23 protein-coding genes are annotated in these 26,850 nt (G+C 68.8%); 7 read left to right on the top strand and 16 right to left on the bottom strand.

Translation table 11 applies throughout. The features are described 5' to 3' along the window. Position 1 precedes the first annotated feature (1 nt). On the bottom strand, positions 2-874 hold the full coding sequence (locus tag ACZK3J_RS21535) for a TolB family protein (RefSeq protein ID WP_277778708.1): 873 nt from the start codon (positions 872-874) through the stop codon (positions 2-4). A 48-nt stretch (positions 875-922) separates the two neighbouring features. On the opposite strand from ACZK3J_RS21535, the gene aroE reads away from it, so the two are divergent. The 3 genes from aroE to dinG all read left to right on the top strand — a co-directional run bounded on the left by aroE (position 923) and on the right by dinG (position 4,395). After that, positions 923-1,768, top strand: coding sequence for a shikimate dehydrogenase (aroE, locus tag ACZK3J_RS21530; protein WP_277778707.1), 846 nt, complete (start codon positions 923-925; stop codon positions 1,766-1,768). Positions 1,769-1,771: 3 nt separating this feature from the next. Beyond that, a complete protein-coding gene (locus ACZK3J_RS21525) occupies positions 1,772-2,125 on the top strand; it encodes a hypothetical protein (protein ID WP_277778706.1) in 354 nt (117 codons plus the stop codon). Positions 2,126-2,292: 167 nt separating this feature from the next. Further along, positions 2,293-4,395 carry an ATP-dependent DNA helicase DinG gene (gene dinG, locus ACZK3J_RS21520; RefSeq protein ID WP_049461681.1) on the top strand — a complete coding sequence of 701 codons (2,103 nt, stop codon included), beginning with the start codon at positions 2,293-2,295 and terminating at the stop codon, positions 4,393-4,395. 92 nt (positions 4,396-4,487) lie between these two features. Here dinG and ACZK3J_RS21515 read toward each other — a convergent pair whose 3' ends face one another. Continuing rightward, positions 4,488-5,660: a DUF418 domain-containing protein gene (locus tag ACZK3J_RS21515; RefSeq protein WP_277778705.1), complete on the bottom strand. Its 1,173-nt coding sequence runs from the start codon at positions 5,658-5,660 to the stop codon at positions 4,488-4,490. Between the two features lie 226 nt (positions 5,661-5,886). Continuing rightward, complete coding sequence (gene ilvD / locus ACZK3J_RS21510; RefSeq protein ID WP_277778704.1) at positions 5,887-7,725, bottom strand: dihydroxy-acid dehydratase; 1,839 nt, start codon at positions 7,723-7,725, stop codon at positions 5,887-5,889. 460 nt (positions 7,726-8,185) lie between these two features. On the opposite strand from ilvD, the gene ACZK3J_RS21505 reads away from it, so the two are divergent. Beyond that, positions 8,186-8,758, top strand: a complete 573-nt coding sequence (locus ACZK3J_RS21505) for a DUF1190 domain-containing protein (protein ID WP_478476232.1) — start codon at positions 8,186-8,188, stop codon at positions 8,756-8,758. A gap of 7 nt (positions 8,759-8,765) precedes the next feature. After that, positions 8,766-9,944: a glutathionylspermidine synthase family protein gene (locus ACZK3J_RS21500; protein ID WP_049400870.1), complete on the top strand. Its 1,179-nt coding sequence runs from the start codon at positions 8,766-8,768 to the stop codon at positions 9,942-9,944. 559 nt (positions 9,945-10,503) lie between these two features. Here ACZK3J_RS21500 and ACZK3J_RS21495 read toward each other — a convergent pair. The 9 genes from ACZK3J_RS21495 to ACZK3J_RS21455 all read right to left on the bottom strand — a co-directional run bounded on the left by ACZK3J_RS21495 (position 10,504) and on the right by ACZK3J_RS21455 (position 21,082). After that, the gene (locus ACZK3J_RS21495; protein WP_478476231.1) at positions 10,504-11,802 is read right to left on the bottom strand and encodes a DUF58 domain-containing protein; all 1,299 of its coding nucleotides are present in this window, start codon (positions 11,800-11,802) and stop codon (positions 10,504-10,506) included. After that, a complete protein-coding gene (locus ACZK3J_RS21490) occupies positions 11,799-12,785 on the bottom strand; it encodes an AAA family ATPase (RefSeq protein WP_005411535.1) in 987 nt (328 codons plus the stop codon). The genes ACZK3J_RS21495 and ACZK3J_RS21490 overlap by 4 nt, the downstream gene beginning before the upstream one ends. Continuing rightward, positions 12,782-13,966: a DUF4350 domain-containing protein gene (locus ACZK3J_RS21485; RefSeq protein WP_134952201.1), complete on the bottom strand. Its 1,185-nt coding sequence runs from the start codon at positions 13,964-13,966 to the stop codon at positions 12,782-12,784. The genes ACZK3J_RS21490 and ACZK3J_RS21485 overlap by 4 nt, the downstream gene beginning before the upstream one ends. After that, the gene (locus ACZK3J_RS21480; protein ID WP_277778701.1) at positions 13,963-15,579 is read right to left on the bottom strand and encodes a DUF4129 domain-containing protein; all 1,617 of its coding nucleotides are present in this window, start codon (positions 15,577-15,579) and stop codon (positions 13,963-13,965) included. The genes ACZK3J_RS21485 and ACZK3J_RS21480 overlap by 4 nt, the downstream gene beginning before the upstream one ends. Then, positions 15,569-16,561 (bottom strand): stage II sporulation protein M, encoded by a 993-nt coding sequence (locus ACZK3J_RS21475; protein WP_032129115.1) that lies wholly within the window; start codon positions 16,559-16,561, stop codon positions 15,569-15,571. The genes ACZK3J_RS21480 and ACZK3J_RS21475 overlap by 11 nt, the downstream gene beginning before the upstream one ends. Then, entirely contained in the window at positions 16,558-17,247 is a 690-nt protein-coding gene (locus tag ACZK3J_RS21470; RefSeq protein ID WP_049400866.1) for an RDD family protein, read from the bottom strand. Before ACZK3J_RS21470 ends, ACZK3J_RS21475 begins: the two co-directional genes overlap by 4 nt. 123 nt (positions 17,248-17,370) lie before the next feature. Beyond that, entirely contained in the window at positions 17,371-17,901 is a 531-nt protein-coding gene (locus ACZK3J_RS21465) for a gamma carbonic anhydrase family protein (RefSeq protein ID WP_032129113.1), read from the bottom strand. 255 nt (positions 17,902-18,156) lie between these two features. Beyond that, the gene (mnmG, locus tag ACZK3J_RS21460) at positions 18,157-20,046 is read right to left on the bottom strand and encodes a tRNA uridine-5-carboxymethylaminomethyl(34) synthesis enzyme MnmG (protein WP_049461687.1); all 1,890 of its coding nucleotides are present in this window, start codon (positions 20,044-20,046) and stop codon (positions 18,157-18,159) included. Positions 20,047-20,596: 550 nt separating this feature from the next. Then, on the bottom strand, positions 20,597-21,082 hold the full coding sequence (locus ACZK3J_RS21455; RefSeq protein WP_019337023.1) for a hypothetical protein: 486 nt from the start codon (positions 21,080-21,082) through the stop codon (positions 20,597-20,599). Between the two features lie 159 nt (positions 21,083-21,241). Here ACZK3J_RS21455 and ACZK3J_RS21450 point away from each other — a divergent pair, with 159 nt between their 5' ends. Together ACZK3J_RS21450 and ACZK3J_RS21445 are read left to right on the top strand one after the other, a co-directional pair. Beyond that, positions 21,242-22,204: a pyridoxal-phosphate dependent enzyme gene (locus tag ACZK3J_RS21450; protein WP_149908935.1), complete on the top strand. Its 963-nt coding sequence runs from the start codon at positions 21,242-21,244 to the stop codon at positions 22,202-22,204. Further along, positions 22,189-22,833: a YdcF family protein gene (locus tag ACZK3J_RS21445; RefSeq protein WP_071228615.1), complete on the top strand. Its 645-nt coding sequence runs from the start codon at positions 22,189-22,191 to the stop codon at positions 22,831-22,833. Before ACZK3J_RS21450 ends, ACZK3J_RS21445 begins: the two co-directional genes overlap by 16 nt. A 256-nt stretch (positions 22,834-23,089) precedes the next feature. Here ACZK3J_RS21445 and bioC read toward each other — a convergent pair whose 3' ends face one another. Genes bioC through bioF form a run of 4 tightly spaced genes read right to left on the bottom strand, consistent with a single transcriptional unit; the run spans position 23,090 to position 26,816 of the window. After that, positions 23,090-23,974 carry a malonyl-ACP O-methyltransferase BioC gene (gene bioC / locus ACZK3J_RS21440; protein WP_164080493.1) on the bottom strand — a complete coding sequence of 295 codons (885 nt, stop codon included), beginning with the start codon at positions 23,972-23,974 and terminating at the stop codon, positions 23,090-23,092. Positions 23,975-23,986: 12 nt separating this feature from the next. Then, positions 23,987-24,766: an SDR family oxidoreductase gene (locus ACZK3J_RS21435; RefSeq protein WP_478476230.1), complete on the bottom strand. Its 780-nt coding sequence runs from the start codon at positions 24,764-24,766 to the stop codon at positions 23,987-23,989. A 29-nt stretch (positions 24,767-24,795) separates the two neighbouring features. Next, positions 24,796-25,575 carry a pimeloyl-ACP methyl ester esterase BioH gene (bioH, locus tag ACZK3J_RS21430; protein WP_422346886.1) on the bottom strand — a complete coding sequence of 260 codons (780 nt, stop codon included), beginning with the start codon at positions 25,573-25,575 and terminating at the stop codon, positions 24,796-24,798. A gap of 17 nt (positions 25,576-25,592) precedes the next feature. After that, complete coding sequence (bioF, locus tag ACZK3J_RS21425) at positions 25,593-26,816, bottom strand: 8-amino-7-oxononanoate synthase (RefSeq protein ID WP_478476229.1); 1,224 nt, start codon at positions 26,814-26,816, stop codon at positions 25,593-25,595. Positions 26,817-26,850: the final 34 nt, after the last annotated feature.

Here is a 26,850-nt window from a genome sequence, read left to right as displayed (position 1 = left end):
GTCACCGTGCGCCCGGCACGCACCCCGCAACCGCCGCCACCTTCGGCGCGGCCAACCGGTACACATCCACGCCACCGGCACGCGGTGCCTTCGCCGCACTGCTGGCGACCATCATCTCGCCGGGCTTGGCGTTGTCGATCACCGGCGCGCCGGTCCAGCCGCTGGCCTGGTTGAACGACAGCCCCAATGGCTGCAGCGCCGCACCGGTCCACGCACAGCCGCTGCTCCACACCTGCGTGGTCGTGCCGTTGCCGCGGCTGAACACCACGGCGCCGTCATGCCCCAGCCAGTCGCCGTCGGTCTCGTCGTCGGCACTGTTCAACGCGCTCAGTGCGCTGGCCGGGCCACGCAGTCCCTGCGCATCCAGCGTCGCCACGAACAGGTCCCAGCCGGCGCCACGGCCCTGCTGGCGGGCAAACAACAGCTGCCTGCCATCCGCGCTCAGGGCCGGCCCGCGCTCTTCCCGGCGGCCCGCGTCGCCCGCCAGCAGCTGCGCGGTACCCAGTTGGCCATCGGTGGCGAGAGTGGCCCGATACATCGCCAACGCGCCCTCGCGGCCGGCCGCGAACAGCAGCCAGCGGCCGTCGCGGCTGAAGTAGGGATCATGGGCCTCACCGGCCACGCCTACCGGCAAGGCCTGCGCCTGCTGCCAGCGGCCGTCCACCACGCGCGCCTCCCACAGGCCCCAACCGGCCTCGCCACGGCGGGCGAAAACGATGCGCTGGCCATCGGCGCTGATCGTGGCGCGGCCCTCGTCGGCACGGGTCGAGACTACGCCCATGCCTTCGATGCCGTACTCGTTCAACGCCATCGCCACGGGGGCAGAGAGTAGACTGGCGGCAAGCACCAGCAGGGGCGGGGTGATGCGCATCATCCGGGTCCGTGCACGAAAGAGCATCAGTCTAGCCAGCTTGAGGATTCCATGACCGACCGTTACGCCGTCTTCGGACACCCCGTTGCCCACTCGAAGTCGCCGCAGATCCACGCGACGTTCGGTCGCCAGGAAGGCATCGCGGTGGATTACCGCGCGATCGACCTGGCCCCGGATGCGTTCCTGGCCGGCCTGGAAGCCTTCGCCGCCGACGGCGGTGTCGGTGCCAACGTCACCTCGCCGCACAAGGAAGCCGCGTTCTCGATGTGCACCACGCTGACTGCACGTGCGCGCCGCGCCGGCTCGGTCAACACGCTGCTGCGCAAGGGCGACCGCTGGCATGGCGACACCACCGACGGCATCGGCCTGGTGCGTGACCTGACCGACCGCCATGGCCTGGACCTGCGTGGCCGCCGCATGCTGCTGATCGGTGCCGGCGGCTCCGCGCGCAGCGTCGCTCCGGCCTTCCTCGATGCCGGCATCACCGAGCTGGTGGTGGTCAACCGCACGCCGGAACGCGCCGATGAACTGATCGACGCGATGGGCGAGCCGGGCCGCGCGATCAGCCGCTACTGGGAAGACCTGCGCGAGCTGGGCGACTTCGAACTGATCGTCAACGCCACCTCGGCCGGCCGCGACCGCGACGTCGAGTTCAAGCTGCCGCTGTCGCTGGTCAACTCGATGACCACCGCCGTCGACCTGAACTACGGCGAGGCCGCCATCGCCTTCCTGGCCTGGGCGCGCGCAGCGAACTGCCGCAATACCGTGGATGGCCTGGGCATGCTGGTCGAGCAGGCCGCCGAGAGCTTCCTGCAGTGGCACGGTGTGCGTCCGCAGACCGACGAGGTCTACCAGACGCTGCGGCAGGGCTCGGCCGTGCTGGCCGGCGAGGACTGATCGATGGACAACACGACCCTGATGGTGACGGTGCTGAGCATCGTGGGCGTGCGCCTGCCGGTGCTGATCGCACTGTGCGTGGGCCTGGTCTGGGTGGTCGGCGCACCGCGCGATGCCACCCGCACCGGCGCCCTGGTCGGCCTGGTGCTGTTGCTGCTGTCCAGCCTCGGCAGCATGGCCGCCGGCATCCTGCCGATGTGGTTGATCAACAGCGGCAACTTCGACGCCATCTCGGGCATGAGTGCCATCCTTGGCGTGCTGCACTTCGCGCTGGCGATGGTCGAGGCCATCGGCGTGGTGCTGCTGGTGTGGGCGCTGGTGCGCCTGCTGCGTACCCGTACGCTCCCGGCCGCCTGACCGGTCGCGCCGGGCCATGCCCGGCGTATCTGCCCCTGGGATGGTCCGGCCATTGGACCGGGACCGCCAGCGGGCGTCGTCGCTGGCCCGTTCAGGGTCCCAGCGGCGGTGAATGCGGCCGGCCATGCGACAATGCCCGGCCTGATCCAGCTACGGTAATTCCCGGCGTGACCGAAACCGTCGCCGCTCCGCGCACCCTCGATGACACCTTGAAGGACGCGATCCGCAAGGCGTACACGACGCTGCAGGCCAATACCCCCGGCTTTTCCACCCGTCGCTCGCAGAGCCAGATGATCGGCGTGGTGTCGCGTGCGCTGTCGAAAAGCGGTGGCGTCGGCGTGGTCGAGGCGCCCACCGGCGTCGGCAAGAGCCTGGGCTACCTCACCGCAGGCGTGCCGATCGCATTGGCCAGCAAGAAGAAGCTGGTGATCAGCACCGGCACCGTGGCGCTGCAGTCGCAGCTGGTCGAGCGCGATATCCCGAACTTCCTCAAGGCCACCGGCCTGGAAGCGACCGTGGCGCTGGCCAAGGGCCGTACCCGTTACCTCTGCACGCGCAATGCCGCCGAGGCGCAGGGCGAGGGCTCGCAGGGCGGCATGTTCGAGGATGACGCGCCGCTGTTCGACCGGCCGCTGGCGCCGATCGAAATGGACATCGCCAAGCGCCTGACCGACGCCTTCACCAGCGGCAGCTGGGATGGCGATATCGACAACGCACCGGAGACCATCAGCCCCGGCCTGCGCAGCCGCATCACCACGCCGGCTTCGGGTTGCGCCGGGCGCCGTTGTGCGCACTCGGCACAGTGCGCGGTGCTGCGTTCGCGCAACACCGTGCGTGACGCGCAGATCGTGGTCACCAACCACGCGCTGCTGCTGTCGGCGCTGTCGATCGGCGACAGCGACAACGGCCAGCCGTTGATCGCACCGCCGTCGGACATGCTGCTGGTGCTGGACGAAGGCCATCACATCGGCAACGTGGCGATCGACCAGGGCGCGGCCAGCCTGGCGCTGGACGAGATGGCCAAGCGTACCGGTCGCCTGCAGATCCTGATCGCCGGCGCCTACCGCGCGGTCGACAAGGATCGCCTCGGCAACCTGCTGCCGAATGAAGCGATCGAGGTGGCCAGCAACGTGGCCAAGCAGCTGCGCGCGTTCCGCGATCATATCGAGCGCGTGTGGATGCCGGCGCCGGCGGACGAAGAGCCGATGTGGCGCGCCGCCAATGGACGCCTGCCCGAGGCCTGGCGCGAGCCGATCGAAGCGCTGGCCGACGACACCCGCAGCCTCTACAACTGGGCGCATGCCGCCACCGCGCAGGTCGCCAAGGGCAAGCCGGACGATGCCGCGCGCGAGCGCCTGCAGCGTAACCTGGGCATGGCGCTGGAGATGATCGAGCAGCAGTACAACCTGTGGCAGGCCTGGCGCCGCGAGGACAAGGACGGCGCGCCGCCGATGGCGCGCTGGGTCACCGCCACCCGCGACGGCGACCTGGTGCTGCATGGCTCACCGGTGTCGGCCGCGCACGTGCTGCGCAAGCTGCTGTGGGATGAAGTGGATTCGGTGGTGATGACCTCGGCGACGCTGACCGGCGGTGGCGACTTCCAGTCGCTGGCAATCGACAACGGCATTCCGGAAGAGGCCGAGATGGTCTCGCTGTCGTCGCCCTTCGACCTGCCCAACCAGGCCGAGCTGATCGTGCCGAAGTTCCCGGTCACGCCGGACGACCGCGAAGGCCACCCGCGCGAAGTGGCGCGCTACCTCGACACCGAACTGGACTGGGCAAAGGGCTCGATGGTGCTGTTCACCTCGCGCTGGAAGATGGAGAAGGTAGCCGGGCTGATGTCGGCCGCGCGCCGCAAGCAGGTGCTGGTGCAGGGCGAGATGTCCAAGACCCGGCTGATCGACGAGCATCTGCGGCGCGTGGCGGCAGGCGAAGGCTCGGTGCTGTTCGGGCTGAATTCGTTCGGCGAAGGCCTCGACCTGCCCGGTGAGGCCTGCACCACCGTGGTGATCACCCAGGTGCCGTTCGCGGTGCCGACCGATCCGCAGACCGCCACGCTCAGTGAGTGGTTCGAGGGGCGCGGGCTCAACGCCTTCAACCTGATCGCCATTCCGCATGCGCTGCGCACGTTGACCCAGTTCGCCGGCCGCCTGATCCGCACCTCCACCGACACCGGCCGCGTGGTCATTCTTGATTCGCGACTGCTGACCCGCCGTTACGGCAAGCGCATCATCGACGCGCTGCCACCGTTCAAGCGCGTGATCGGCTGACCGGTAGTGCCGGCCGCTGGCCGGCAAAAAGGGGACGGAGGGAATTAAGTCGTAAGTGGCACAAACGACCTCATCACCGCCGTCTCCGGTCGCTAGCGCCGTAACGGCAGCCATTGCCCTTCGCTGGCGCTGCGCCACAGCCATTCGACTGGCCCGAAGCGATGGCCACGCAGCCACCACGCGCTCGCCCACAGTTGCAGCGGGAACACCACCGCTGCCACCAGCAGCACCGGCCACAGCCCGTACTGCGAGCCGATGCCCAGCCCGAAGCCGGCAAACAGCGGCACGCAGATCGCGCTTTGCAGCAGGTAGTTGCTCAGTGCCATGCGTCCGGCCGGCACGAACACGCGCAGCATGCGCTCGGCCCACGGACGCAGATAGAGCAGGGTGAAGATCGCCGCCGCAGCAATGCCGAGTGCCAGCGGCGCAACGCGATAGGACACGCGCAGCAGGTAGCCGGGCACGCCCGCGCGCAGCGCCGGCCATGCCTGTTTGAGCGCATCGGCCTGGGCATCGATCCACAGGAACACCGCCGTCAGCAGCAGGCTGCCGATGGCGATCGAGCGCAGCAGCGGCAGATGCGCCTGCGGCTGCTGCAGCAGTCCGCGGCGGCCGGCCCAGTAGCCCAGCAGGAAGCGGCCGAGCACGAAGAACAACAGCGCCCAGTTGCTCAGCTTCAGCCATGCGGCCAGCTGCAGGTTGTGCCACCACGCCTGCGCCAGCGTGCCGTGCGCAAGGGCATCGAGCGCCATGGCGTTCATCTGCGCGCGCGGTGTGAGCAGGGCGACCCATTCGCGGATCCACGGCGACAGCAGCGGTGGCAGCAACAGGGCGATGAACATCCCAATGAACAGCAGTGCGCGATCACCAAGGTGACGGAACAATGGCAGCAGCAGGCCCACCAGCGCATAGACCAGCAGGATGTCGCCCCACCAGACCAGCACCGAATGCAGCAGGCCGATCACCAGCAGTACTGCCATCCGCCGCAGGTGCGCGGCCATGCTACCGGGAGCGTAGCCGTCCATCTGCATTGCTACGCCCATGCCGAACAGCAGCGAGAACAGGGTGATCGCCTTCATGTCCACCAACCACGCCATGCCGGTGCGGATGGCATGGTCGAGGGCCGCGCTGGGCAGTGCCTGCTGCGCGGCCTCGGTCATCAACGCATCGAGCGAGAAGAAGCGCAGGTTGACCAGGAACACCCCGAGCAACGCGAACCCACGCAGGGCATCGATGAGGGGCTGGCGCGGCGGGCGATGGGTCATGCCGCGCAGCGTACCGGATCGGTAGCGCCGGCCGCTGGCCGGCAACCGTTGTTGGTAGATGCCGACCTTGGTCGGCGCTGTGGGTTCCGTGCCAACCAAGGTTGGCACCCACCAGAACGATGCGGCGGTTGTTGCAGGGGTAGTGCCGGCCGCTGGCCGGCACCTGCACCGCGATGGCCCACATCGATGAGGCTGCCGGCCAGCGGCCGGCACTACCGCACGGGGGTCAATCGCCGAGCAGCGCGGTGTTGCGTACGGCGCCCTTGTCGGCACTGGTGGCGAGCAGCGCGTAAGCCTTCAGCGCGCTGGTGACCTTGCGCGGGCGGGGTGCGCGCGGCTTCCAGCCGCGGGCATCGGCGTCGGCGCGGCGCTGGGCCAGCGTGGCCTCATCCAGCAGCAGGTCGATGCGGCGGGCCGGGATGTCGATGCGGATGCGGTCGCTGTTTTCCACCAGGCCGATGACACCGCCGCTGGCGGCTTCCGGCGAGACGTGGCCAATCGACAGGCCCGAGGTTCCGCCGGAAAAGCGGCCATCGGTGAGCAGCGCACATTGCTTGCCCAGCCCCTTCGATTTCAGATAGCTGGTCGGGTACAGCATCTCCTGCATGCCGGGGCCGCCTTTCGGGCCTTCGTAGCGGATCACCACCACCTCGCCCGGCTGCACTTCGTCGGCGAGGATGCCGGCGACGGCGGCGTCCTGGCTTTCGTAGACGCGCGCGGGGCCTTCGAACACATGGATCGACTCGTCCACGCCGGCGGTCTTCACCACGCAGCCATCGATGGCCAGGTTGCCGCGCAGCACGGCCAGCCCGCCTTCCAGCGAATACGCGTGCTGCAGCGAGCGGATGCAGCCCTCGGCGCGGTCTACGTCCAGCGTCGGCCAGCGCGTGGCCTGGCTGAAGGCTTCCTGGGTGGGGATGCCGGCCGGGCCAGCCTTGAAGAAGGTATGCAGGGTGTCGTTGTCACTGCGCACCACGTCCCAGCGTTCCAGTGCTTCGGCCAGGCTGGCGCTGTGCACGGTCGGCACCGTGGTTTCGAGCAGGCCGGCGCGGTCCAGTTCACCGAGGATGCCGAACACGCCGCCGGCGCGGTGCACGTCCTCGATGTGGTACTTCGGCGTGTTCGGCGCCACCTTGCACAGCTGCGGTACGCGCCGCGACAGCGCGTCGATGTGGGTCAGGTCGAAGTCGACCTCCGCTTCCTGCGCGGCAGCCAGCAGATGCAGGATGGTGTTGGTGGAACCGCCCATGGCGATGTCCAGGGTCATCGCATTGGCGAACGCGGCCTGGGTGGCGATGCCGCGCGGCAGCGCGCTCGGGTCTTCGCCGCCATACCAGCGGTGGCAGAGTTCGACGATCAGGCGGCCGGCGCGGCGGAACAGCGCCTCGCGGTCGGCATGGGTGGCCAGCGTGGTGCCATTGCCCGGCAGCGACAGGCCCAGCGCTTCGGTCAGGCAGTTCATCGAGTTGGCGGTGAACATGCCCGAGCAGGAGCCGCAGGTGGGGCAGGCGCTGCGCTCGAACGCGGCGACCTTCTCGTCGGAGGCGCTGTCATCGGCGGCCACCACCATCGCATCGACCAGGTCCAGCTTGTGCTCGGACAGCTTGGTCTTGCCCGCTTCCATCGGCCCGCCGGAGACGAACACCACCGGGATGTTGAGGCGCAGCGCGGCCATCAGCATGCCGGGGGTGATCTTGTCGCAGTTGCTGATGCACACCAGCGCGTCGGCGCAGTGCGCGTTGACCATGTACTCCACGGCATCGGCGATGATCTCGCGGCTGGGCAGCGAATACAGCATGCCGTCGTGGCCCATCGCGATGCCGTCGTCCACGGCGATGGTGTTGAATTCCTTGGCGACGCCGCCGACCTGTTCGATCTCGCGCGCGACCAGCTGGCCGAGGTCCTTCAGGTGCACGTGGCCGGGCACGAACTGGGTGAAGGAGTTGGCGATGGCGATGATCGGCTTGTGGAAGTCGCCGTCCTTCATGCCGGTGGCACGCCACAGGGCGCGGGCGCCGGCCATGTTGCGGCCGGCAGTGGAGGTGCGGGAGCGGTATTCAGGCATGGCTGGCGGAACGGGCGGGCCGTACAACGTGGGGGTCAGCCGATCATGGCCAATTTTTTCGGTTGCTGCTGCAACCACCGGGTAGGATTCGGCAGGGCTGCGCCCTGCACCTGCCGAAGCAAGTGCTAATGCAACGGCCGAAGCAACGGCAACAGCTGGCCTATCCGTGGGATGGCGGGGTGGGTCCGGTTGCGGGGGACGGCGCAAGTACGTCCATGTAGCCTCGGTCGCGCCATCCATGGCGCTCACGCCCCCGCAACCGGACCCACCCCGCCTTCGACACTTTCCCAATGCTGTTGGTGGGTGTCGACCTTGGTCGACACGATGTATCCACGCCATGCGTGGATGATGGGGAACGACGAAAATGAAAGTCCGTTCATCTTTCGGACTTTGCCGATTCCGGTTGCTGGTCCGGATTTGGCATCATTGGGGCATTGATCCGTCGACAGGGCATGAGGCCATGAAACGTTCCCGCACCACCGCGCTGCTGCTGATGAGCGCCGCACCGCTGCTGTTCACCGCCTGCCAGAAGGAGCCGGAGGTGAAGGTGCAGGAAGGCCTGTACACCTCGGTGGAGGCCTGCACCGAGGCCACCGGCGATCCGTCGTCGTGCCGCAATGCGTTCGCCGAAGCGCAGAAGCAGGCCGCCGATGCGGCGCCGAAGTACGCCAGCAAGGAAGCCTGCGAGAAGGACTACAAGCCGGAACAGTGTGTGCAGCAGCACACCTCGGCCGGTACCTCGTTCATCGGCCCGATGATGATGGGCTTCTTCATGTCGCAGATGCTGAGCAACCGAGGCGGCCTCGCGCCGCAGGCGCCGGCGGCGTCGCCGGCCTATCAGGACAAGAGCGCTGGTTGGGCGCGTCCGGCACCGGGCGGTACCGGTGGCCTGAACACCGCCAGCGGCATCGGCGCCGGCAAGGCGGGCCTGGCGCCGGTCACCAGCGAACCGAACCGTGCGGTCACCGCCAGCCGTGGTGGCTTCGGCAACACCAGCGCACACCGCAGCACCAGCGGCAGCTACGGCGGCTGATCGACCCATGCAGCGTATCCGGATTGCCGAGCGTGCCCAGTGGCGGGCACGCGCGGAAGAGGCGGGTTTCCGCTTCCATACCATCGACGGCCAGCCGTACTGGGATGAAAGCGCGTATTACGCTTTCACCCTGCGCCAGATCGAGCAGGACATCGAAGACCCCAGCGCCGAGCTGCACCAGATGGCGCTGGACCTGGTCGGCGATGTCATCGGCAGCGAACGCCTGATGGACCAGCTGGCGATTCCGTCGCATTACCGCGACTGGATCGCCGACAGCTGGCGCCAGCGCCAGCCGCATCTGTACGGTCGCCTGGACCTGGCCTACGACGGTACCGGCCCGGCCAAGCTGTACGAGTTGAACTACGACACGCCGACCTCGCTGTTCGAGGCCAGCTTCTTCCAGTGGCAATGGCTGGAAGACCAGCGCAATGCCGGTCGCCTGCCGCAGCATGCCGACCAGTTCAACGCGATCCACGAAGCGCTGGTCGAACGCTTCGGCGAACTGGCCACGCAGCTGCCGCCGCCGCTGTACTTCAGCGCCGTGGGCAGTTCGGAAGAAGACCGCGGCACCGTGGAGTACCTGCGCGACTGTGCGTCGCAGGCCGGCCTGCATGGCCAGGCCATCGCCATCGAGGATATCGGCCTGTCCGAGGACGGCCGCTTCACCGCGCTGGACGATTCGGTGATCGGCACACTGTTCAAGCTGTATCCGCTGGAAGACCTGATGGCCGAGGAATTCGGCCGCGCGTTGCCCGGCTCGGGCGTGCAGCTGCTGGAACCGGCGTGGAAGGCGGTGCTGAGCAACAAGGGCATCCTGCCGCTGCTGTGGCAGCGCAACGTGGGCCATCCGAACCTGCTGGAAGCGCATTTCGATGACGGCAGCACGCTGGCGTCGGGCTGGGTGCGCAAGCCGCTGTTCTCGCGCGAAGGCGCCAACATCGAGATGCACCTGGCCGATGGCAGCACCCAACGCAGCGACGGTCCCTACGACGGCCCGGCGATCATCCAGCGTGCGCATCCGCTGACCCGCTTCGAAGGCGGCTACCCGCTGATCGGCAGCTGGGTGGTGGGTGACCACGCCTGCGGCATCGGCATCCGCGAGGACGACAGCGCGATCACCCGCGACAGCGCGCGCTTCGTGCCGCACGCGATCGTTGATGAAGCGCCGACGCGGATCTACGTCTGATGACGGTACGGCGCAACCGGGCCGGCGTGGGCAACCGACGCCGGTCGTAGAACAACCGCTGTGGGTAGTGGCCGACCTTGGTCGGCGCCGTTGATTCCGTGCCAACCAAGGTTGGCACCTACCAGAGCGGTGCGTCGGTTGTTGCAGGGGTAGTGCCGGCCGCTGGCCGGCAACCGCCGTTGGTAGATGCCGACCTTGGTCGGCGCCGTTGATTCCGTGCCAACCAAGGTTGGCACCCACCAGAGCGATGCGTTGGTTGTTGCAGGGGTAGTGCCGGCCGCTGGCCGGCAATCGCCGTTGGTAGATGCCGACCCTGGTTGGCGCTGTGGGTTCGTGCCAACCAAGGTTGGCACCCACCAGAGCGGTGCGTCGGTTGTTGCAGGGGTAGTGCCGGCCGCTGGCCGGCTACCGCTGTTGGTAGATGCTGACCCTGGTCGGCGCTGTGGGTTTGTGCCAACCAAGGTTGGCACCTACCAGAGCGATGCGTCGGCTGTTGCAGGGGTAGTGCCGGCCGCTGGCCGGCAACCGTTGTTGGCCCCCACCAGAGCGATCGCTGGTATCAGAGCAGCCCTTCGCGCTTCACCGCCAGGTAGCGTTCCACCAGCGCACCGGGCAGGGCATCGGCGGTTACGTCCAGCACCATCACCTTCTCGCTGCGCAGCGCCTCATGCGCCTTCGCGCGCTGCTGCAGGTACAGCGCCGCTGCACCGGCCTGGGTGGCGTCTTCCAGTGTCTGCACTTCGCTGTCCAGCACACCGTCCAGCTCACGCTCGCGCAGGCTGGCCACGCATACCAGGTGGCGCTGCTGCAGCAGGCGCACCGCCGCCAGCAGGTCTTCGATGTCTTCGTCGCGCACATTGCTGACCAGCATCACCAGCGCACGCCGGCGCTGGCGCAGCGACACCTCGGTGGCGGCGGCCAGGTAGTCGGTGGCCACCGCGCGTGGCTGCAGGTCGTAGCTGGCGCGCAGCAGGTGCTCGACGGTGCCCATGCCGCGCTGCGGCGCCACCCAACGGCGCTCGCCACCGGTGGCGAACAGGCCGGCGGCGTCGCCCTGGCGCAACGCCAGGTAAGCCACCACCAGCGAGGCGTTCAAGGCATGGTCGAAGTGCGAGAGCCCGCCTTCGCTGGCCAGCATGCGCCGGCCGCTGTCGAGCATCAGCAGCAGCTGCTGGTTCTTCTCGTCCTGGTATTCGCGCGAGATCAGCTTGCGCGCACGCGCGGTGGCCTTCCAGTCGAGCTGGCGCAGGCTGTCGCCGATGCGGTACTCGCGCATCTGATGGAAGTCGGTGCCTTCACCGCGGCGGCGCTTCACGTGTGCACCGACCAGCCGCGAGGCCTGGTCGGCACTGAACAACGCAAACCGGGTGAGCGGCACGAAGTTCGGATAGACCCGCACGTCCAGTGCGGGCGGCAGCGTGCGTTGCTGCCACCACAGCCGCCACGGCGAGCGCATGCGCAGGTGCACGCCTTCGAAGCGGAAGTGCCCACGCTGCAGCGGCTGCAGGTGGTAGTGCAGGGTGGAGGCACTGCCGCCCTGCAGGCGCACGCGCTGCGGCAGTGATTCCAGCGGCCAGCCACCGGGCACCAGGTCGAACACCTGCACCGTCATCGATTGTCCGGCCTGCAGGCGCAGCGCGGCTTCGCGACGCACGCCCAGTGCCAGCGCCTCGGGCAGCTCGCGTTGCACCTGCGGCGACGGACGCCGCGTCTGCCGCCACAGATCGATCAACGCTGGCACAGCAATCGCCAGCGCCGCCAGCGCCCAGCTCCAGCGCGGCAGCACGCCGCCCAGCACCAGGCCGCCCAGCGCGGCCCAGGCCAGCAGCAGCAACAGCAGCAGCGGTGCTGGTCTCATCGACGCGGCGCTTCCACCTTGGCCAGCAGTGCGCCCAGCACGTCGTCGGCGTCCTGGCCTTCGATCTGCAGTTCCGGTGCCAGCGCGATGCGATGGCGCAGCGCAGGGCGCGCGATGTCGCGCACATCATCCGGAGTGACGAAATCACGACCGGCCAGCACCGCCTGCGCGCGCGAGGCACGCACCAGCGCGATGCTGCCACGCGGGCCAGCGCCGACCGCGATACCCGGCCACTGCCTTGTGGCCGCCACAATCCGCACCGCGTAGTCGATCACTTCGTCGTCGACGGTGATCGCCGCAGTGGCGCGCTGCAGTTCCAGCAGCTCACCAGCACCGAGCACGCGTGGCACCTGGCTCAGGTCGAAATCGCTGGCGGCGCGGCCGCTGGTGATCGCGGTCACCATGCGCTTCTCGTCCTCCAGCTGCGGGTAGTCGATCAGCACCTTCAGCAGGAAGCGGTCCAGCTGTGCTTCCGGCAGCGGGTAGGTGCCTTCCTGCTCCAGCGGGTTCTGCGTGGCCAGCGCCATGAACGGCGGCGCCAGGGTGAAGGCCTTGCCTTCGATGGTCACCTGGCCTTCCTGCATCACTTCCAGCAGCGCCGACTGGGTCTTGGCGGGTGCACGGTTGATCTCGTCGGCCAGCAGCAGGTTGGTGAACACCGGGCCGCGGCGGATCTTGAAGCTCTCGCTCTTCGGGTCGTACACCGCGTGGCCACTGACGTCGCTGGGCATCAGGTCGGGGGTGAACTGTACACGCCCGTAATCCAGCTCCAGGGCCTGTGCCAGTGCGCGCACCAGCAGGGTCTTGCCCAGCCCGGGCACGCCCTCGATCAGCACGTGACCACCGGCAAGCAGCGCCACCAGGATCTGGTCCAGCACATCGGCCTGGCCGATGAAGGCGTGGCCGACGGCATCGCGGATGGCATCGACGCGTTCGATCAGGCGGGCGTTGGCGGCCGCCGGCAGCTCGGGGACTTCGGTCATAGCAGGGATCTCATCTGGAGCAGCAAGCGGATGCGCTCGCGCAGGGCGGAGGAATCGTGCGGCGGTGGGGGCGTGAGTGCGCTGGCGACGCGGCCCTGCGGCCACTTCAGCAGCTCGGCGATGGCCTGATCGCGCGGCGCACCATCCAGTGCGGCGGCAATCGGTGCGCGCAGGCGCAGGCGGTGCAGGAACAGGGCGAGCACGGCCTCGTACAGGCGTATGCCGTGACCGAAGCGCAGCAGCAGTTCGCCACTGGCACGCACGTGCTCCAGCAGTGAACGACGTTCCAGCACCGGCGACGGCAGCAGGCTGCCGAAGCGCTGTGAACGGCCCCACAGCCAGCCCAGCAAGGCCAGCAGCAACGGCACCCACAACGGCCAGCCCTGATAGAACATGCGCGACCACAGCGACGGCGGGCGGCTGGCATAGACCAGCCAGACCGCACCCTTGCCATAGTTCGGATCGAGCAGGTAGCGGGTCAGGTCGCGATGCGACGCGTCGTGCAGGCCGTCGCTGGCCCCGCCACCTGCCGACGCCTGGCGCGCTGCCGGTGAGTCCACTTCGCTGCGCATGAACTCCATGTCGGCCAGCACGCTCACTCTGCCCTGGCCGTGGCGCAGGCGCGCGAACACCAGGTCGCGATCAGTGCCCCAGCGGCGTTCGGCCTGCGCACTGGCCGCAAACCCAAGGGTGAAGCGGCGGCCACCACAGAATTCGACGTGGCCCGGATCGTCGTCGACATGGAAGGCCTGGCAGTCGCTGCGCTGGAACAGGCTGTCCACGCCCAGCCGGTCCAGCAGGGGGCCCTGCGTGCTGCCGGCATCGTCCTCGGCCGGCGGCGGCGTACGTACCAGCAGGTGGCCACCCCCGTCGACCCAGTCCAGCAGTGCGCTGGCGATGGGCGGCGGCAGTTCGCTGCTGTCCTGCAGCAGCACTACCGTGTCGTGGCGCCCCAGCGTCATCTGCTGCAACTCCAGCCGCGGTCGCGAATGCACGTCGATGCCATCGGCGCGCAGGGCCTGGCCGAGCACGTACAGCGGGTTGTAGGCGGCCTCGCCCTGTGGCGGCAGCCGGATCGTCTCGGTCACCCGCTCGTGCGTGCGCAGGTAGAGGATGGTCAGCGGTACGCCGAACAGCACCAGCGCACCGAGCAGGAGCGACCAGAACAGGCGCGGACTCATGCCTGCCACCCGTACTGCTGGCGCAGGGTATCGGCCAACGCATCGAAATCGGCGCGGCTGGGCAGGCGGCCACCGTAGGCGGCGTACTGCCACATGCGCACGATGCGCGCGAACAGGTCACGGTCGCTGGCCTGGGGCATGCGTCGCGATGCGCGCAGGCATTGCGCTTCGGTGGCACCGGGTGGAAGCGCGATACCGCTGCGCTCGCCCACCGTGCGCACGCTGGCGCGGTACAGCAGGGCCAGCGCCTGCCGCGGCCGGCCCTGGTCCCAGAGCAGGCCGGCCTGGGTGGCCACGTCCGGCGGCAGCACCACCGGCAACTCCACCTGCTCCTCCAGCACCTTCGGTGCAGCGTCGGCCTTGCGCCGGCCACTGCCACGCAGCCACGGCAGCCACAGCCGCGCGGTCAGCAGCAGCACCAGCAGCAGGATGCCGAGCAGGCCCCACAGGCCCCATTCGGCCAGCCGTGCCAGCCAGGCGATGCCGTCCTTGCGCGCCTTGCGTTCACCTTTGCTGCTGGTGTCACGCTGCAGCTGCTTGTCTTCCTTCTTTTTTTCCTCGGCCTGCTCGATCGGCTTCCAGCGGGCCACCTGGCGGGTCGGGCGCTGCAGCGGGTCTTCATAGGCGCGGTTCACTGCCTGACGGAAACCGGCGGTGTCCACCGGCGCTGTACCGAAGATCATTGCCGGCGTATTGGCGGGGTCGTTGGCCGCGGTGGCCGGTTCTTCTGCACTGTCTTCGTCCTCTTCGGCATCGCCGGCCTGCTCCGCGACCGTCTGCGCGTCCTGCGCATGCACCGGTGCGGACACCAGCGGCAGTGCCAGCCACAGCAGCAGCGCCAGCGTCGATGCTGCCGGCAGCAGCCGCTCGCGTAGGCGGCGCAGGGCGATTTCGACGTCCCAGGCTTCCATCTGCGTTCGACGGTTCAGGTACAGGCCAAAGCCCGCACCGACGAAGAACGGGCCGATCAGCACCGAGGCCAGCCAGCACGCCAGGTTGAAGCCCAGCCGTGCCCATGCGGGCGTGTCCTTGCCAATCATGTCCCACGCCGCACGCCACGATTCGGACATCAGCTCCAGTGGCATGAACATGAACACCGCACCGATCGCGCCGGATACCAACACGGCTTCGAACGCCAGGCAGGTCACCGTCAGTACCAGTGCCGCGCCCGCTGCGCCGGCTGCCACCGCACGACGGCGTGGGCCGCGCTGGCCCGGTGTGTTGCCTTCCAGCAGGTTCACCGGCAGGCACAGGCTGCGCAGCACGCTGAAGCGACGCCAGCCCAGGTAGCCCCAGAAACCGGTGTTGCCCCAGTGGCGCTGCGCGCGCAGGGCGGCCAGCGTGCCGACCGGCTCACCGAAAATGCCGCGCGACAGCACGTACAGCGGCGCGCGTTCGAACAGCGGCTTGCACCACCACATCGCCAGCCAGGCCCAGCCGAAGGCATCCAGCCACCAGCCCAGCGCGTTGAAGATCACGAACAGCGGTGCACTGGCCAGCAGCCAGCTGCCCCACAGCGCACGCGCGTGACGGCGGGACAGGGCGGTGCCCAGCTCCATCGCTTCCCAGCCACTGCGGGCGCGCAGCGCCACGTCCAGGCGGTCAATGCGCATGGCCGCCCCCACGTCCGCCGCGCCACAGCCACAGCAGCACGCCGGCCCACAACACACCGGCCACGCTGAACTTGCCCCACGCCGGTACTTCGGCAAGCGAGGACCAGAAGGCTTCGATGAAGGCGGCCACCAGCAGCATGAAGGCGACGCCGAGGCACAGCCGTGCGCCGATGCGGCCGCCTTCGACCAGTGCATCCAGGCGGCTGCGCCGGCCTGGTGCCAGCAGCTTCATGCCCAGCTGCAGACCGGCACCGCCGGCGATCACGATCGCGGTCAGCTCGAAGGCACCGTGGCCGACCACGAAGCGCCAGAACGGGTCGCCATGGCCGATGTGCTGCAGGTGACCGGCCACCGAACCGATGATCACGCCGTTGAACAACAGCACCAGCAGCGTGCCCAGCCCAGCCAGCAGCCCGCTGGCAAAGGTGCGCAGGGCGATGCTGATGTTGTTCATGATGTAGTGGCCGAACATCATCCAGTCGGTGCCGCTGTCACGCCCCAGGCGCTCGGCGGCGGGATCGTACATGCGCTCCATCTCGGCGATCTGGCGGTTGTCCATCAGCATGTGGATCAGGTCCGGATAGACCTGCACCAGCACGAAGCAGGCCACCGCCGGCAGCGCGAACATCGCCAGCGCCACCCACATGCTGCGCGCCTGGCTGCGCACCAGCAGCGGGAAATCGGCCACCAGGAACTCCAGGGCACCCCGCCAGCGCGTCGGCGGCGTGCGGTACAGCACGCTGTGGCCCTGCTGCATGAGCTGCTGCAGGCGCTGCACCAGCTGCGGGCTGTAGCCGCGTTCGCGGGCCAGTGCCAGTTGCTGGCACAGCCGCCGGTAGCGCTGCGGGAAGGTGGTGTCGTCCAGTGCCAGGCCGCTGGCCTTGCGGCGCGTGCGGCGTGAGGCACCGGCACGCAGCAGCAGCCACTGCTCCAGGTCCTGCCATTCCTGCTGGTAGCGGGCGACGAACTGTTCCTGCTTCATCGCCGCCCCAGCAGCCAGTTGGCCATCGCATACAGGCGCAGCACGCCGACCTGGCCATGGGTGCCGGTCAGTGGCTCGGCAATACCGGCCAGCTCCTGCTGGCGCGCCGCCGACAACCGTGGCGCGCGCTCGGCGAAGGCCATCAACGCAGCCTGTTCCTCTGGTCGCAGCGGCTGCGGCGGGGCCAGCACGCTGTCGATGGTCGGCGGCGGTGGCAGGTACAGCGCGGGTGCGTGCACCACCACGGTGCCCGCCACCAGGTCGCCAAGGCGGCGGCCATGCGGATCGAACAGGCTGCTGATCAGGCCCAGCGCATAGCCGAACGGCAGCATGTCCACCGTGCGCAGCAGGTTGCGGGTGATCGCCGCCATCCAGCCTACCGGCGCGCCATCGCGGGACAGCACGCGCAGCCCCAGCGCACGCTTGCCCAGCGTGCGCCCCCACAACGCTTCGCAGACGATCGGGTAGGCCCAGTAGACCAGGAACATCAGCACCAGGTAGAGGCCGGAGCCGAACTTGTCCAGCAGCGCCAGCGGAATGGACACCAGCACCAGTGCCGCGATGCGCACGCCAAGATCGACCAGCCAGGCCATCGCCCGCGGTACCGGGCCGGCGGCAGGCAACTGCAGCGGCACACCCTCCGGCGTCACCACCTCGCGGTAGGTATCGAGCATCGGTGCGGCCATCAGCGCGATGGCCTTCGTTGTGGGCGCCGGAGTCCTCTCCGGCGGGCAGCCACAGGCATGGGGGTCTCGACAGGTCCTGGTCGGGCCAAGACTTTAGCAGAGCCGCATGGCAGCGACGGGGGCTCAGCCCCGGTATTCGTCCTTCAGCCGCACGTAGTGGTCGGCCGAGTAATGCAGCGCCTCGATCTCCTTGTCACTGAGCGTGCGTGCCGGTCGTGCAGGGTTGCCGACCCACAGCTCGCCTTCGCCCACCACCTTGCCGGGGCCGATCACCGCACCGGCGCCGACGAAGCCATGGCGCTCCACGCGGGCGCCATCGAGGATGCAGGCGCCCATGCCGATCAGGCTGTAATCGCCGATCGTGCAGGCATGGATGATGCAGCCGTGGCCAACGGTCACGCCTTCGCCGATCAGGGTCGGGTAGCCGGCCTTGTTGTACGGGCTGTGGTGGCTGACGTGGATGATGGTGCCGTCCTGCACGTTGGTGCGTGCACCGATGCGCACATGGTTGACGTCGCCGCGGATGACCGTGCCCGGCCATACCGACACGTCATCGGCCAGCTCCACGTCGCCGATGATGGTGCAGGCCGGATCGATGTACACGCGTTCGCCGAGGACGGGCATCTTGTCGCGGAAGGGGCGCAGCGGGTTCATCGAAGTCTCCGGAAATCAGGGCGTTCACGACGATGATACCTGCGTGGTCTGCACGCCGCGCGCGCACCGCAGGGTAGTGCCGGCCGCTGGCCGGCAACCTCATGGGCGTGTCTGGAGTTCTGCGATTGCCGGCCAGCGGCCGGCACTACCCGCTACGGTTCGTAGTTGTAGCCGATGCTGTATGCGGAACAGCGGATCGCGCGCAGCATTGCAGTAGATCCACGCCATGCGTGGATGGCATCTACCGCGCTCGTGTTATGCCACGCGTCCCCGGCGTGCGCGCTCCAGGTGCACCAGCAGCAGCGAGATCGCTGCCGGGGTCATGCCCGGAATGCGCTGTGCCTGGCCGATGGTCTGCGGGCGTACGCGCTCCAGCTTCTGCAGCGCTTCGGCCGACAGCCCGCGCACCGTCGCGTAATCGAAGGCTTCAGCGATCGGCGTGGCTTCGTGCCGCTGCTGGCGCTCGATCTCCTCGCGCTGGCGGTCCAGGTAGCCGGCGTACTTCACGCCGATCTCCACCTGCTCGGCAACCTTGCCATCGGCCACCGCCGGGCCCAGCGAGGGCACCTGCATCAGCTTGGCGTAATCCAGCTCGGGGCGCTTGATCAGGTCCAGCACGTTGGTCTCGCGACTGACCGCCACGCCCAGCGTCTCGTTCACTTCGCGGCCCAGTGCATTGGCCGGGGTCGCCCACAGCGCACCCAGGCGTGCGCGCTCGGCAGCGACGGCGGCCTGCTTGGTCTCGAACGCGCTCCAGCGGCGATCATCCACCAGGCCCATTTCGCGGCCGGTCGGGGTCAGGCGCTGGTCGGCATTGTCCTCGCGCAGCTGCAGGCGGTACTCGGCGCGGCTGGTGAACATACGGTACGGCTCGTTGGTGCCGTGGGTGATCAGGTCATCGACCAGCACGCCCAGGTAGGCCTCGTCGCGACGCGGGCACCAGCCGTCCAGCCCGCGCACCTGGCGTGCGGCGTTGAGGCCGGCCAGCAGGCCCTGCGCGGCGGCTTCTTCATAGCCGGTGGTGCCGTTGATCTGGCCGGCGAAGTACAGGCCGTTGACCAGCTTGGTCTCCAGCGAGGCCTTCAGCCCGCGCGGGTCGAAGAAGTCGTACTCGATCGCGTAGCCGGGGCGGGTGATGTGTGCGTTCTCGAAGCCACGGATGCTGCGCACCATCTCCAGCTGCACGTCGAACGGCAGCGAGGTGGAGATGCCGTTGGGATAGATCTCGACGATGCCCAGGCCTTCGGGTTCGACGAAGATCTGGTGGCTGGCCTTCTCGGCGAAGCGCACCACCTTGTCCTCGATGGACGGGCAGTATCGCGGGCCGATGCCTTCGATCTGGCCGCTGTACAGCGGCGAACGGTGCAGCGCGTCGCGGATGATCTGGTGGGTCTGTTCGGTGGTGTGGGTGATCCAGCAGCTGACCTGCTGCGGATGCTCGTCCACCGAGCCGAGGAAGGACATCACCGGCCGCGGCGAATCGCCGGGCTGCTCGTCCATCACGCTGTAGTCCAGCGAGCGGCCATCGATGCGCGGCGGCGTGCCGGTCTTCAGGCGGTCCACCTGGAACGGGCGCTCGCGCAGCCGCGCGGCCAGCGTGGTGGCCGGCGGGTCGCCCATGCGGCCGGCGGCGTACTGGGTCGGACCGACATGGATCTTGCCGGCCAGGAAGGTGCCGGCGGTCAGCACCACGGCCTCGGCATCGAAGCGCAGCCCGGTCTGGGTGATGACCCCGCGCACGGCGTCGCCTTCGATGACCAGGTCGTCCACGGCGGCCTGGAACACGGTCAGGTTGGCCTGGCCCTCGACGATGGCGCGGATCGCCATGCGGTACAGGTTGCGGTCGGCCTGGCAGCGGGTGGCGCGCACGGCCGGGCCCTTGGAGGCATTGAGCGTGCGCCACTGGATGCCGGCGCGGTCGGCGGCATGCGCCATCGCACCGCCCAGCGCGTCGATCTCCTTGACCAGGTGGCCCTTGCCGATGCCGCCGATGGCCGGGTTGCAGCTCATCGCACCCACCGTTTCGATGTTGTGGGTCAGCAGCAGGGTGCGCACGCCGGTGCGGGCCGCGGCCAGCGCGGCTTCGGTGCCGGCGTGGCCACCGCCGATGACGATGACGTCGTAACGATGGAAGGACGGGTTCATGGGGGGCTGTTCAGTTGGGGGCGGGCGCGGACCGGGGGCGGCGCCGGGGTGGCGATTTTAGCGCCATTCGGGGCCGGGACGTCGGTGCCGGCCGGCCGGCGTCGAAATCAGCCCTAAAGTTGGCAGGATTTTTGCAGATAACCCAATAGCACCCATCGTGGCTGGCGCCGTAGGCGCCCGTGACCGGAATTGGAACAGGGGCCGGTACAGGCGCACGGTGGGGGAGCAGAGGGCCGGCAGTCGGGGGACTGTCCGGCCCTGTTTTTTTGCGGTTGTCGGGAAGGCGCCATCCACGCATGGCGTGGAGCTACTGACGCTGGGGCCCTCGCCGGTTGGCGACCCAACAAAACAAACGGCCCCGCATTGCGGGGCCGTCTGTTTTCAGAGGTGCCGACATCCGACAGGGCCGGAACAGGGGGGATCCAGATGTTCCTGTCGGATATCGACGTAGAGCTTTTTGCGGCGGCCCGTGTCGTTTTTGTCACTTTGTGACGCGGGCCGTCACTGTCCGCGTAGATTGCGGCTTGGACCGTGTGAAATGCAAGACGGTTCAGCGCTCAACTGTGCGCTGCGTCGCACGATCCATGTTGCGCCAGGGGGAACCGTTCATCCTCGGCGCACTCGGTGCCGGTGCCGGACGGGCCTGCGGCGGGGGCGCCGACGGCTGGGCGTTCGATTGCGGCGGGCGGCGCATGGAGTCCATGTTCCGCCACGGCGAACCCCCGTTGTACGACGGACGCGACGGCGGCGGCGGACGGTGCTCGCCGCCATTGCCCGGACGCGGCGGCGGGCGGTGGTTGTGCGGCGGACGGTAGATCGGGCGCGAGTAATACGGGTTGCCGTAGCCGCCGTAGTAGCCGCCATAGCCACCGTAGTAGGGGCCGTAGTTGTAGGGATAGCCGGCCGGGTAGCGGTATTCCACCGACGGCGCACCGTGGTAGTAGCTGCCGCTGCGGCCGCCGCCGACATAGTCGTAGGTGGTGCAGCCGGTCAGGGCCAGCAACAGGCCACCGGCAAGCATCAGGCGCATTTTCATGGTGGGTCCCCCCAGAGGACGGGTGTGCAGTCAGCTTCGGGCGCCAGCGTTGAATCGGCCCTTAATTCCGCCGGCCAGGATGAATGGAGGCGTAGGGCTGCATGCTGGCATGACCTGTGTCCCGGTCGCCAGCGCGGGGGCATACGTTAATCTTGCGTCATGAGCGATTCACTGTTGCCCCGCGCCGACGACGTCCTGCTTGCTGCCGCGAGGATCGCCCCGCATGCCAGCGTGACCCCGGTGCTGCGCTCGCACACGCTCGATGCGCTCGCCGGGGCACAGCTGGCGTTCAAGGCCGAGCACCTGCAGCGTGGTGGTGCGTTCAAGTTCCGCGGTGCCTGCAACGCGGTGTGGTCGCTGGAGTCTGATTCCGCCAGTGCCGGCGTGGTCACCCACTCCTCCGGCAATCACGGCGCCGCCCTGGCGCTGGCCGCACGTACCCGGGGCATTCCCTGTCACGTGGTGGTGCCGGAAGGTGCGGTGGCGGCCAAGCTGGCCAATATTGCGCGCCATGGCGCCACGCTCTGGCACTGCCCGCCGACCATTGCCGACCGTGAGGCCACCTGCGCCAAGGTGCAGGCCGACACCGGCGCGACCCTGGTGCATCCCTATACGAATCCGGCGGTGATGGCCGGGCAGGGCACCGCCGCCCTGGAACTGCTGCACAGCGACGGCCCGTTCGACGTGCTGGTGGTGCCGGTGGGCGGCGGCGGCCTCGCCAGCGGCACTGCGCTGGCCCTGCAGCACGCCAGCCCGCAGACCCGTCTGGTGCTGGCCGAGCCGGCCGGTGCCGACGATACCGCGCGCTCGCTGGCCGCTGGCGAGCGCCAGGACGCGTTCACCCCGGACACGATCTGCGATGGCCTGCGTACCCTGATCGGCGCGCCCAATTTCGAACTGCTGCGCGCGGCCGGTGCCGAGGTGATCGTGGTCGATGACGCGGCGACGATGGCCGCGATGCGCCTGCTGTGGGAGGTGCTCAAGCAGGTGGTCGAGCCGTCCTCGGCCACCGTGCTGGCTGCGGTGCTGGCGCAGCCGCAACGTTTCGCCGGACTGCGCGTGGGCCTGGTGCTGTCCGGCGGCAACGTCGACCTGCCAGCGCTGCGCTGGGGGGCGCCGTGAGCCGCGACCGGCAGCGGCCTCGCACCGGCCTGCTGGGCTGGCTGTGGCGGCTGTTTGTCCTGCTGGTGATCTGGCTGCTGGGCGTGACTGCCTGGATCGTCTGGGTCGGCGAGCGTGACCAGGCCGCCAAGGCCGACGCCATCATCGTGCTGGGTGCGGCCGCCTATGACGCCAAACCGTCACCGGTGTTCGAAGAGCGTATCCGGCATGGGCTGGACCTGTACGAGGCCCAGTACGCGCCGCTGCTGATCTTCACCGGCGGCTACGGTGGCACCGGTGCGCGTTTTTCCGAATCGCAGGTGGCGCGGCGTTATGCGCTGAAACATGGCGTGCCGGACGATGCGATCCTGATCGAAACCGCCTCGCGCAATACCGTGCAGAACCTGGTTGAAGCCAAGCGGCTGATGGACCAGCGCGACCTGCACCGGGTGATCATCGTCAGCGATCCGCTGCACATGGCGCGCGCGCTGCGCCTGAGCAAGGCGCTGGGCATCGATGCGCTGGCCTCGTCCACGCCCAGCACGCGCTTCCGCAGCTTCCACACCAGCTGGCGCTTCCTGGTGCAGGAAATCTATTTCTTCCACCGTGACCTGGTGCGCCCGCCGCTGAGTTCGCCGGCCAATACCTGAGGGTGCCGCTGCGCTCGCCGGGCATGGCCCGGCGCTACCCGGTCCACGTGCCGGCCCATACCCGCCTTTGGTAGGTGCCGACCTTGGTCGGCACACTGCTGGCGGCATCGCGATCTGATGGGGTGTGCCAACCAAGGTTGGCACCTACCAGAGCGATTCGCGTACGGCGTGGCATGCGGTAGTGCCGGCCGCTGGCCGGCAGATGCCCAGCATGGAATCATGAAGTTGCCGGCCAGCGGCCGGCACTACGGGACGATCAGCTCTGCTTGCGCCGGATCGGAATTGCCGACACCGGCACCGAGGCCACGTCATGCCCGCCTTCGCGGATCGGCGCGCCCGGGTCCGGCGCCCAGGCGTGCGCATAGATCACTTCCCAGCTGCTGGGCAGCTTGCCGTCGGCACGACGCATCGGTTCATACGCCGCTGCCGCAGCGGCGAAACGGCCACGCCCGGTCAGCGTGTGGCGTCGGTCCACCCGTGCATTGGTCGCGCCCATCGCACGCAGTTCGCGCATCAGTGACGGCAGATCGTCGTAGGTCAGGGTGAACAGGTCGCGGTCCAGCACCGGGTCGCGGAAGCCGGCCATCATCAGCGCATCGCCGAACTGGGCGATCTGCGCGAAGCGGCTCACGTGCGGGCGGTCATCGGCGGCGGCGAATGCCTCGTTGAGTTCGATCAAGGTTTCCGGGCCGAAGGTGGAACACACCAGCAGGCCGCCCGGCTTGAGTACGCGGCGGAACCCGGCGAACACCGCCGGCAGGTCGTCCACCCACTGCAGGCACAGGTTGCTGAAGATCACGTCCACGCTGTTGTCGGCCAGCGGCAGCGCGGCGGCGTCGCCGCACAGCCGCTGGAACGGCTTCCACCAGCCGGCCTGGCGCTTGGCCTGGTCCAGCATCGGCAGCGCCACGTCCAGCGCGATCACCTGCGCCTTCGGCCAGCGCTTCTTCATCAACGCGCTGGCATGGCCGGTGCCGGCACCAATGTCCAGCACCACCTCGGGCTTGCGTGCCTCCAGGTAGTCCAGCGATTCGATCAGCCGCGACTGCACTTCGCGCTGCAGGGCGGCGGCGGCGTCGTAGCTGTTGGCGGCACGGGCGAACGCGCGGCGGACGTGGCGGGCATCGAAGTGGGACGGCATTGCGAAAGTCTCTTAGAACGTACCGGGGTAGGCGCCGCCGTCGATCAGCAGGTTCTGCCCGGTGAGGTAACCGGCCTGTGCACTGCACAGGAAGGCGCAGGCGGCGCCGAATTCGTCGGGTGTGCCGAAGCGGCCGGCGGGGATCTGCTGGCGGCGGCGTTCGGCCACTTCGTCGGCGTCGCCGTCCTTGCCCGCACTGTGGGCGAAGTTGGCGCGCAGGCGGTCGGTGTCGAACTGGCCGGGCAGCAGGTTGTTGATGGTGACGTTGTGGGCCACGGTGCGGCGCGACAGGCCGGCGACGAAACCGGTCAGGCCACTGCGCGCGCCGTTGGACAGCGCCAGGATATCGATCGGGGCTTTCACCGCCGACGAGGTGATGTTGACGATACGGCCGAAGCCGCGCTCGATCATCGCGTCGACGGTGGCGCGGATCAGCGCGATCGGCGCCAGCATGTTGGCGTCCAGCGCGGCAATCCAGTCGTCACGCTCGAAATTGCGGAAATCACCGGGCGGCGGGCCACCGGCGTTGTTGACCAGGATGTCCACCTGCGGGCATGCGGCCAGCGCCGCGACGCGGCCGGCTTCGGTGGTGACGTCGGCGGCGATCGCGCGCACCTCGGCGGCACCGGCCAGCGCGCGCAGCTCCTCGGCAGCCTGCTGAAGCGCCGTTTCGCCACGAGCGACGATCACCACGTTGACGCCCTCGCGCACCAGCGCACGCGCGCAGCCCAGGCCCAGCCCCTTGCTTGCGCCGCAGACCAGTGCCCAGCGGCCATTGATACCCAGATCCATGTGTCAGTCCTGCGGAATTCGGAAGGCGCTCATTGTCCGCCATCGGCCGGTGACAGGCCGGCAACGAAGTGTTGCAACGCGGTGGCCACCTCATCGGCATGGCCGAGGAAGGGCGCGTGGCCGCCATGGGCGATGGTCAGCGCCTGTCCGCCCGGGGCCAGCGCTGCAGCGGCTTGCATCGCTGCTGGCGAAACCAGCCGGTCGCGTTGGCCGGCGATCCACAGGCTGGGCTTACCCAGCGTCGGCAGCGCGCCACGCAGGTCGGTGCTTTCCAGCAGCCGCAGGCCTTCCAGCAGCGCGCGCTCGGTGGGCGCACCGCGCTCGACCAGGCGCTGGCGCAGGGTGCGCAGCTCTTCGCGGGCGTGCGCCGAGCCCATCACGTCCAGGGCGAGGAAGCGTTCCAGGGTGCCGGCGAAATCGGTGGCCAGCTCACGCCCGAACTGCTCGAACACGGCCGGTTCCACCGCGTGCGGCCAATCTTCGCCACGTACGAAGCGCGGTGTGGCGGCGATCATCGCCAGCCCACGCACCTTCGGCAGCGTCGCTGCCGCGTGCAGCGCGAACAATCCGCCCAGCGACCAGCCGCACCACACCGCCGGTGGCGTCGCCGCCGCAATCGCGTTGACCACGAACGGCAGGCGCAGCGGCGTGGTGTCGTCGCGGCTGTGGCCATGCCCGGGAAGGTCGACCCGATGCAGGGTGAACTGGTCTGCCAAGCGCTGCACCAGCGGTGCGAACACGCCGCCCTGCAGGGCCCAGCCGTGGATCAGAACCAGGTCCGGCCCGCGGCCGGTGACTTCAATATGCATGGGGAACTACACGGAACTCAGGCAAAAGCGGGCAGCGGCGGTGGCGCGGCTTCACGCACGGCCAGGGTCACGCGGTCGCGCGCGCTGGCGATGGCCTCGACCAGGCCGCGCACCTGTTCCGGCGTATGCAGCGCGGACAGGGTGACGCGCAAGCGTGCCTTGCCTTCCGGCACCGTCGGTGGGCGGATTGCGCCGACCAGCCAGCCGGCCTGTTCCAGCGTCGTGGACATCGCAACGGCGGTATGGTCATCGCCGCACAGCAGCGGCTGGATCGGCGTTTCCGAAGCCATCAGGTCCAGCCCATGGCGACGCGCTTCGCTGCGGAACAGCGCGATCAGGTCGGTCAGCTTGGTGCGGCGCCAGTGGTCGCGACGCGCCAGGCGCACTGCTTCAAGCGCCGCAGCGGCCATCGCCGGTGGCACGGCGGTGGTGTAGATGTACGGGCGCGCGGTTTCGGCCAGATGCTCGATCAGGTCGTCACGGCCCAGCACCAGTGCACCGGAACCGCCCAGTGCCTTGCCCAGCGTGACCAGTTGCAGCGGTACGTCGTCCACGCTCAGGCCAGCGGCCGCGACCGCACCACGGCCATCACCGACCACGCCCACACCGTGCGCGTCATCGACGTAGAACAGCGCCTGCTGCAGGCGTGCCACAAGCGACAATGCACGCAGCGGTGCGATGTCGCCATCCATGCTGAAGACACCATCGGTGGCCAGCATCGCCGCGCCATCGGGCGCGTGCTTGAGCTGACGCATCGCGCCTTCCGCATCCAGATGTGGATAGCGGCGCAGGCGTGCACCGGCCAACCGCGTCGCATCGAGCAGGCTGGCGTGGTTGAGCTTGTCCTGTACGCAGACATCGTTCTCTTCGCTCAGCAATGCCTGCTGCACCGCCAGGTTGGCGGCGAAGCCACTGCCGAACAGCAGCGCACGCGGATAGCCCAGCCACTCGGCCACTTCGCGTTCAAGTGCCTCGTGCAGGGCGTGGTGGCCGCAGACCAGGTGCGAGGCACCGGCGCCAGCGCCTTCGCGTGCGGCGGCGTCCTGCAACGCGTTGACCACGCTGAACTGCTGGGCCAGGCCCAGGTAGTCGTTGCTGCAGAAGCCGGTCAGCCACTGGCCGTCCACTTCCAGGCGTACGCCATCACGACGGGTGACCGTGCGCCGCGTGCGGCGACGGCCTTGGGCATCGCGCAGGGCGCGTTGGGCGTGGAGGCGGGCGGTCAGGTCGGGGCGGGCCATGGTGGCTGAATGCGACGACGGGGCGGCTAGGGTA

Source organism: Stenotrophomonas sp. 86428_Sma (genome assembly GCF_056481585.1).
Note: the sequence above shows the minus strand (reverse complement) of the source record. Positions and strands in the feature narration are given on the sequence as shown.

What these genes read in the sequence shown, in the direction of transcription:
- ACZK3J_RS21495 (WP_478476231.1), bottom strand. Translation starts at nt 11,802, where the DNA reads ATGAGACCAGCACCGCTGCTGCTGTTGCTGCTGCTGGCCTGGGCCGCG.
- bioC (WP_164080493.1), bottom strand. Translation starts at nt 23,974, where the DNA reads ATGCCGTCCCACTTCGATGCCCGCCACGTCCGCCGCGCGTTCGCCCGT.
- ACZK3J_RS21525 (WP_277778706.1), top strand. Translation starts at nt 1,772, where the DNA reads ATGGACAACACGACCCTGATGGTGACGGTGCTGAGCATCGTGGGCGTG.
- ACZK3J_RS21500 (WP_049400870.1), top strand. Translation starts at nt 8,766, where the DNA reads ATGCAGCGTATCCGGATTGCCGAGCGTGCCCAGTGGCGGGCACGCGCG.
- ACZK3J_RS21455 (WP_019337023.1), bottom strand. Translation starts at nt 21,082, where the DNA reads ATGAAAATGCGCCTGATGCTTGCCGGTGGCCTGTTGCTGGCCCTGACC.
- ACZK3J_RS21470 (WP_049400866.1), bottom strand. Translation starts at nt 17,247, where the DNA reads ATGGCCGCACCGATGCTCGATACCTACCGCGAGGTGGTGACGCCGGAG.
- ACZK3J_RS21450 (WP_149908935.1), top strand. Translation starts at nt 21,242, where the DNA reads ATGAGCGATTCACTGTTGCCCCGCGCCGACGACGTCCTGCTTGCTGCC.
- ilvD (WP_277778704.1), bottom strand. Translation starts at nt 7,725, where the DNA reads ATGCCTGAATACCGCTCCCGCACCTCCACTGCCGGCCGCAACATGGCC.
- ACZK3J_RS21515 (WP_277778705.1), bottom strand. Translation starts at nt 5,660, where the DNA reads ATGACCCATCGCCCGCCGCGCCAGCCCCTCATCGATGCCCTGCGTGGG.
- ACZK3J_RS21480 (WP_277778701.1), bottom strand. Translation starts at nt 15,579, where the DNA reads ATGCGCATTGACCGCCTGGACGTGGCGCTGCGCGCCCGCAGTGGCTGG.
- aroE (WP_277778707.1), top strand. Translation starts at nt 923, where the DNA reads ATGACCGACCGTTACGCCGTCTTCGGACACCCCGTTGCCCACTCGAAG.
- ACZK3J_RS21535 (WP_277778708.1), bottom strand. Translation starts at nt 874, where the DNA reads ATGATGCGCATCACCCCGCCCCTGCTGGTGCTTGCCGCCAGTCTACTC.
- ACZK3J_RS21435 (WP_478476230.1), bottom strand. Translation starts at nt 24,766, where the DNA reads ATGGATCTGGGTATCAATGGCCGCTGGGCACTGGTCTGCGGCGCAAGC.
- ACZK3J_RS21505 (WP_478476232.1), top strand. Translation starts at nt 8,186, where the DNA reads ATGAAACGTTCCCGCACCACCGCGCTGCTGCTGATGAGCGCCGCACCG.
- ACZK3J_RS21485 (WP_134952201.1), bottom strand. Translation starts at nt 13,966, where the DNA reads ATGAGTCCGCGCCTGTTCTGGTCGCTCCTGCTCGGTGCGCTGGTGCTG.
- ACZK3J_RS21465 (WP_032129113.1), bottom strand. Translation starts at nt 17,901, where the DNA reads ATGAACCCGCTGCGCCCCTTCCGCGACAAGATGCCCGTCCTCGGCGAA.
- bioF (WP_478476229.1), bottom strand. Translation starts at nt 26,816, where the DNA reads ATGGCCCGCCCCGACCTGACCGCCCGCCTCCACGCCCAACGCGCCCTG.
- ACZK3J_RS21475 (WP_032129115.1), bottom strand. Translation starts at nt 16,561, where the DNA reads ATGAAGCAGGAACAGTTCGTCGCCCGCTACCAGCAGGAATGGCAGGAC.
- bioH (WP_422346886.1), bottom strand. Translation starts at nt 25,575, where the DNA reads ATGCATATTGAAGTCACCGGCCGCGGGCCGGACCTGGTTCTGATCCAC.
- mnmG (WP_049461687.1), bottom strand. Translation starts at nt 20,046, where the DNA reads ATGAACCCGTCCTTCCATCGTTACGACGTCATCGTCATCGGCGGTGGC.
- ACZK3J_RS21490 (WP_005411535.1), bottom strand. Translation starts at nt 12,785, where the DNA reads ATGACCGAAGTCCCCGAGCTGCCGGCGGCCGCCAACGCCCGCCTGATC.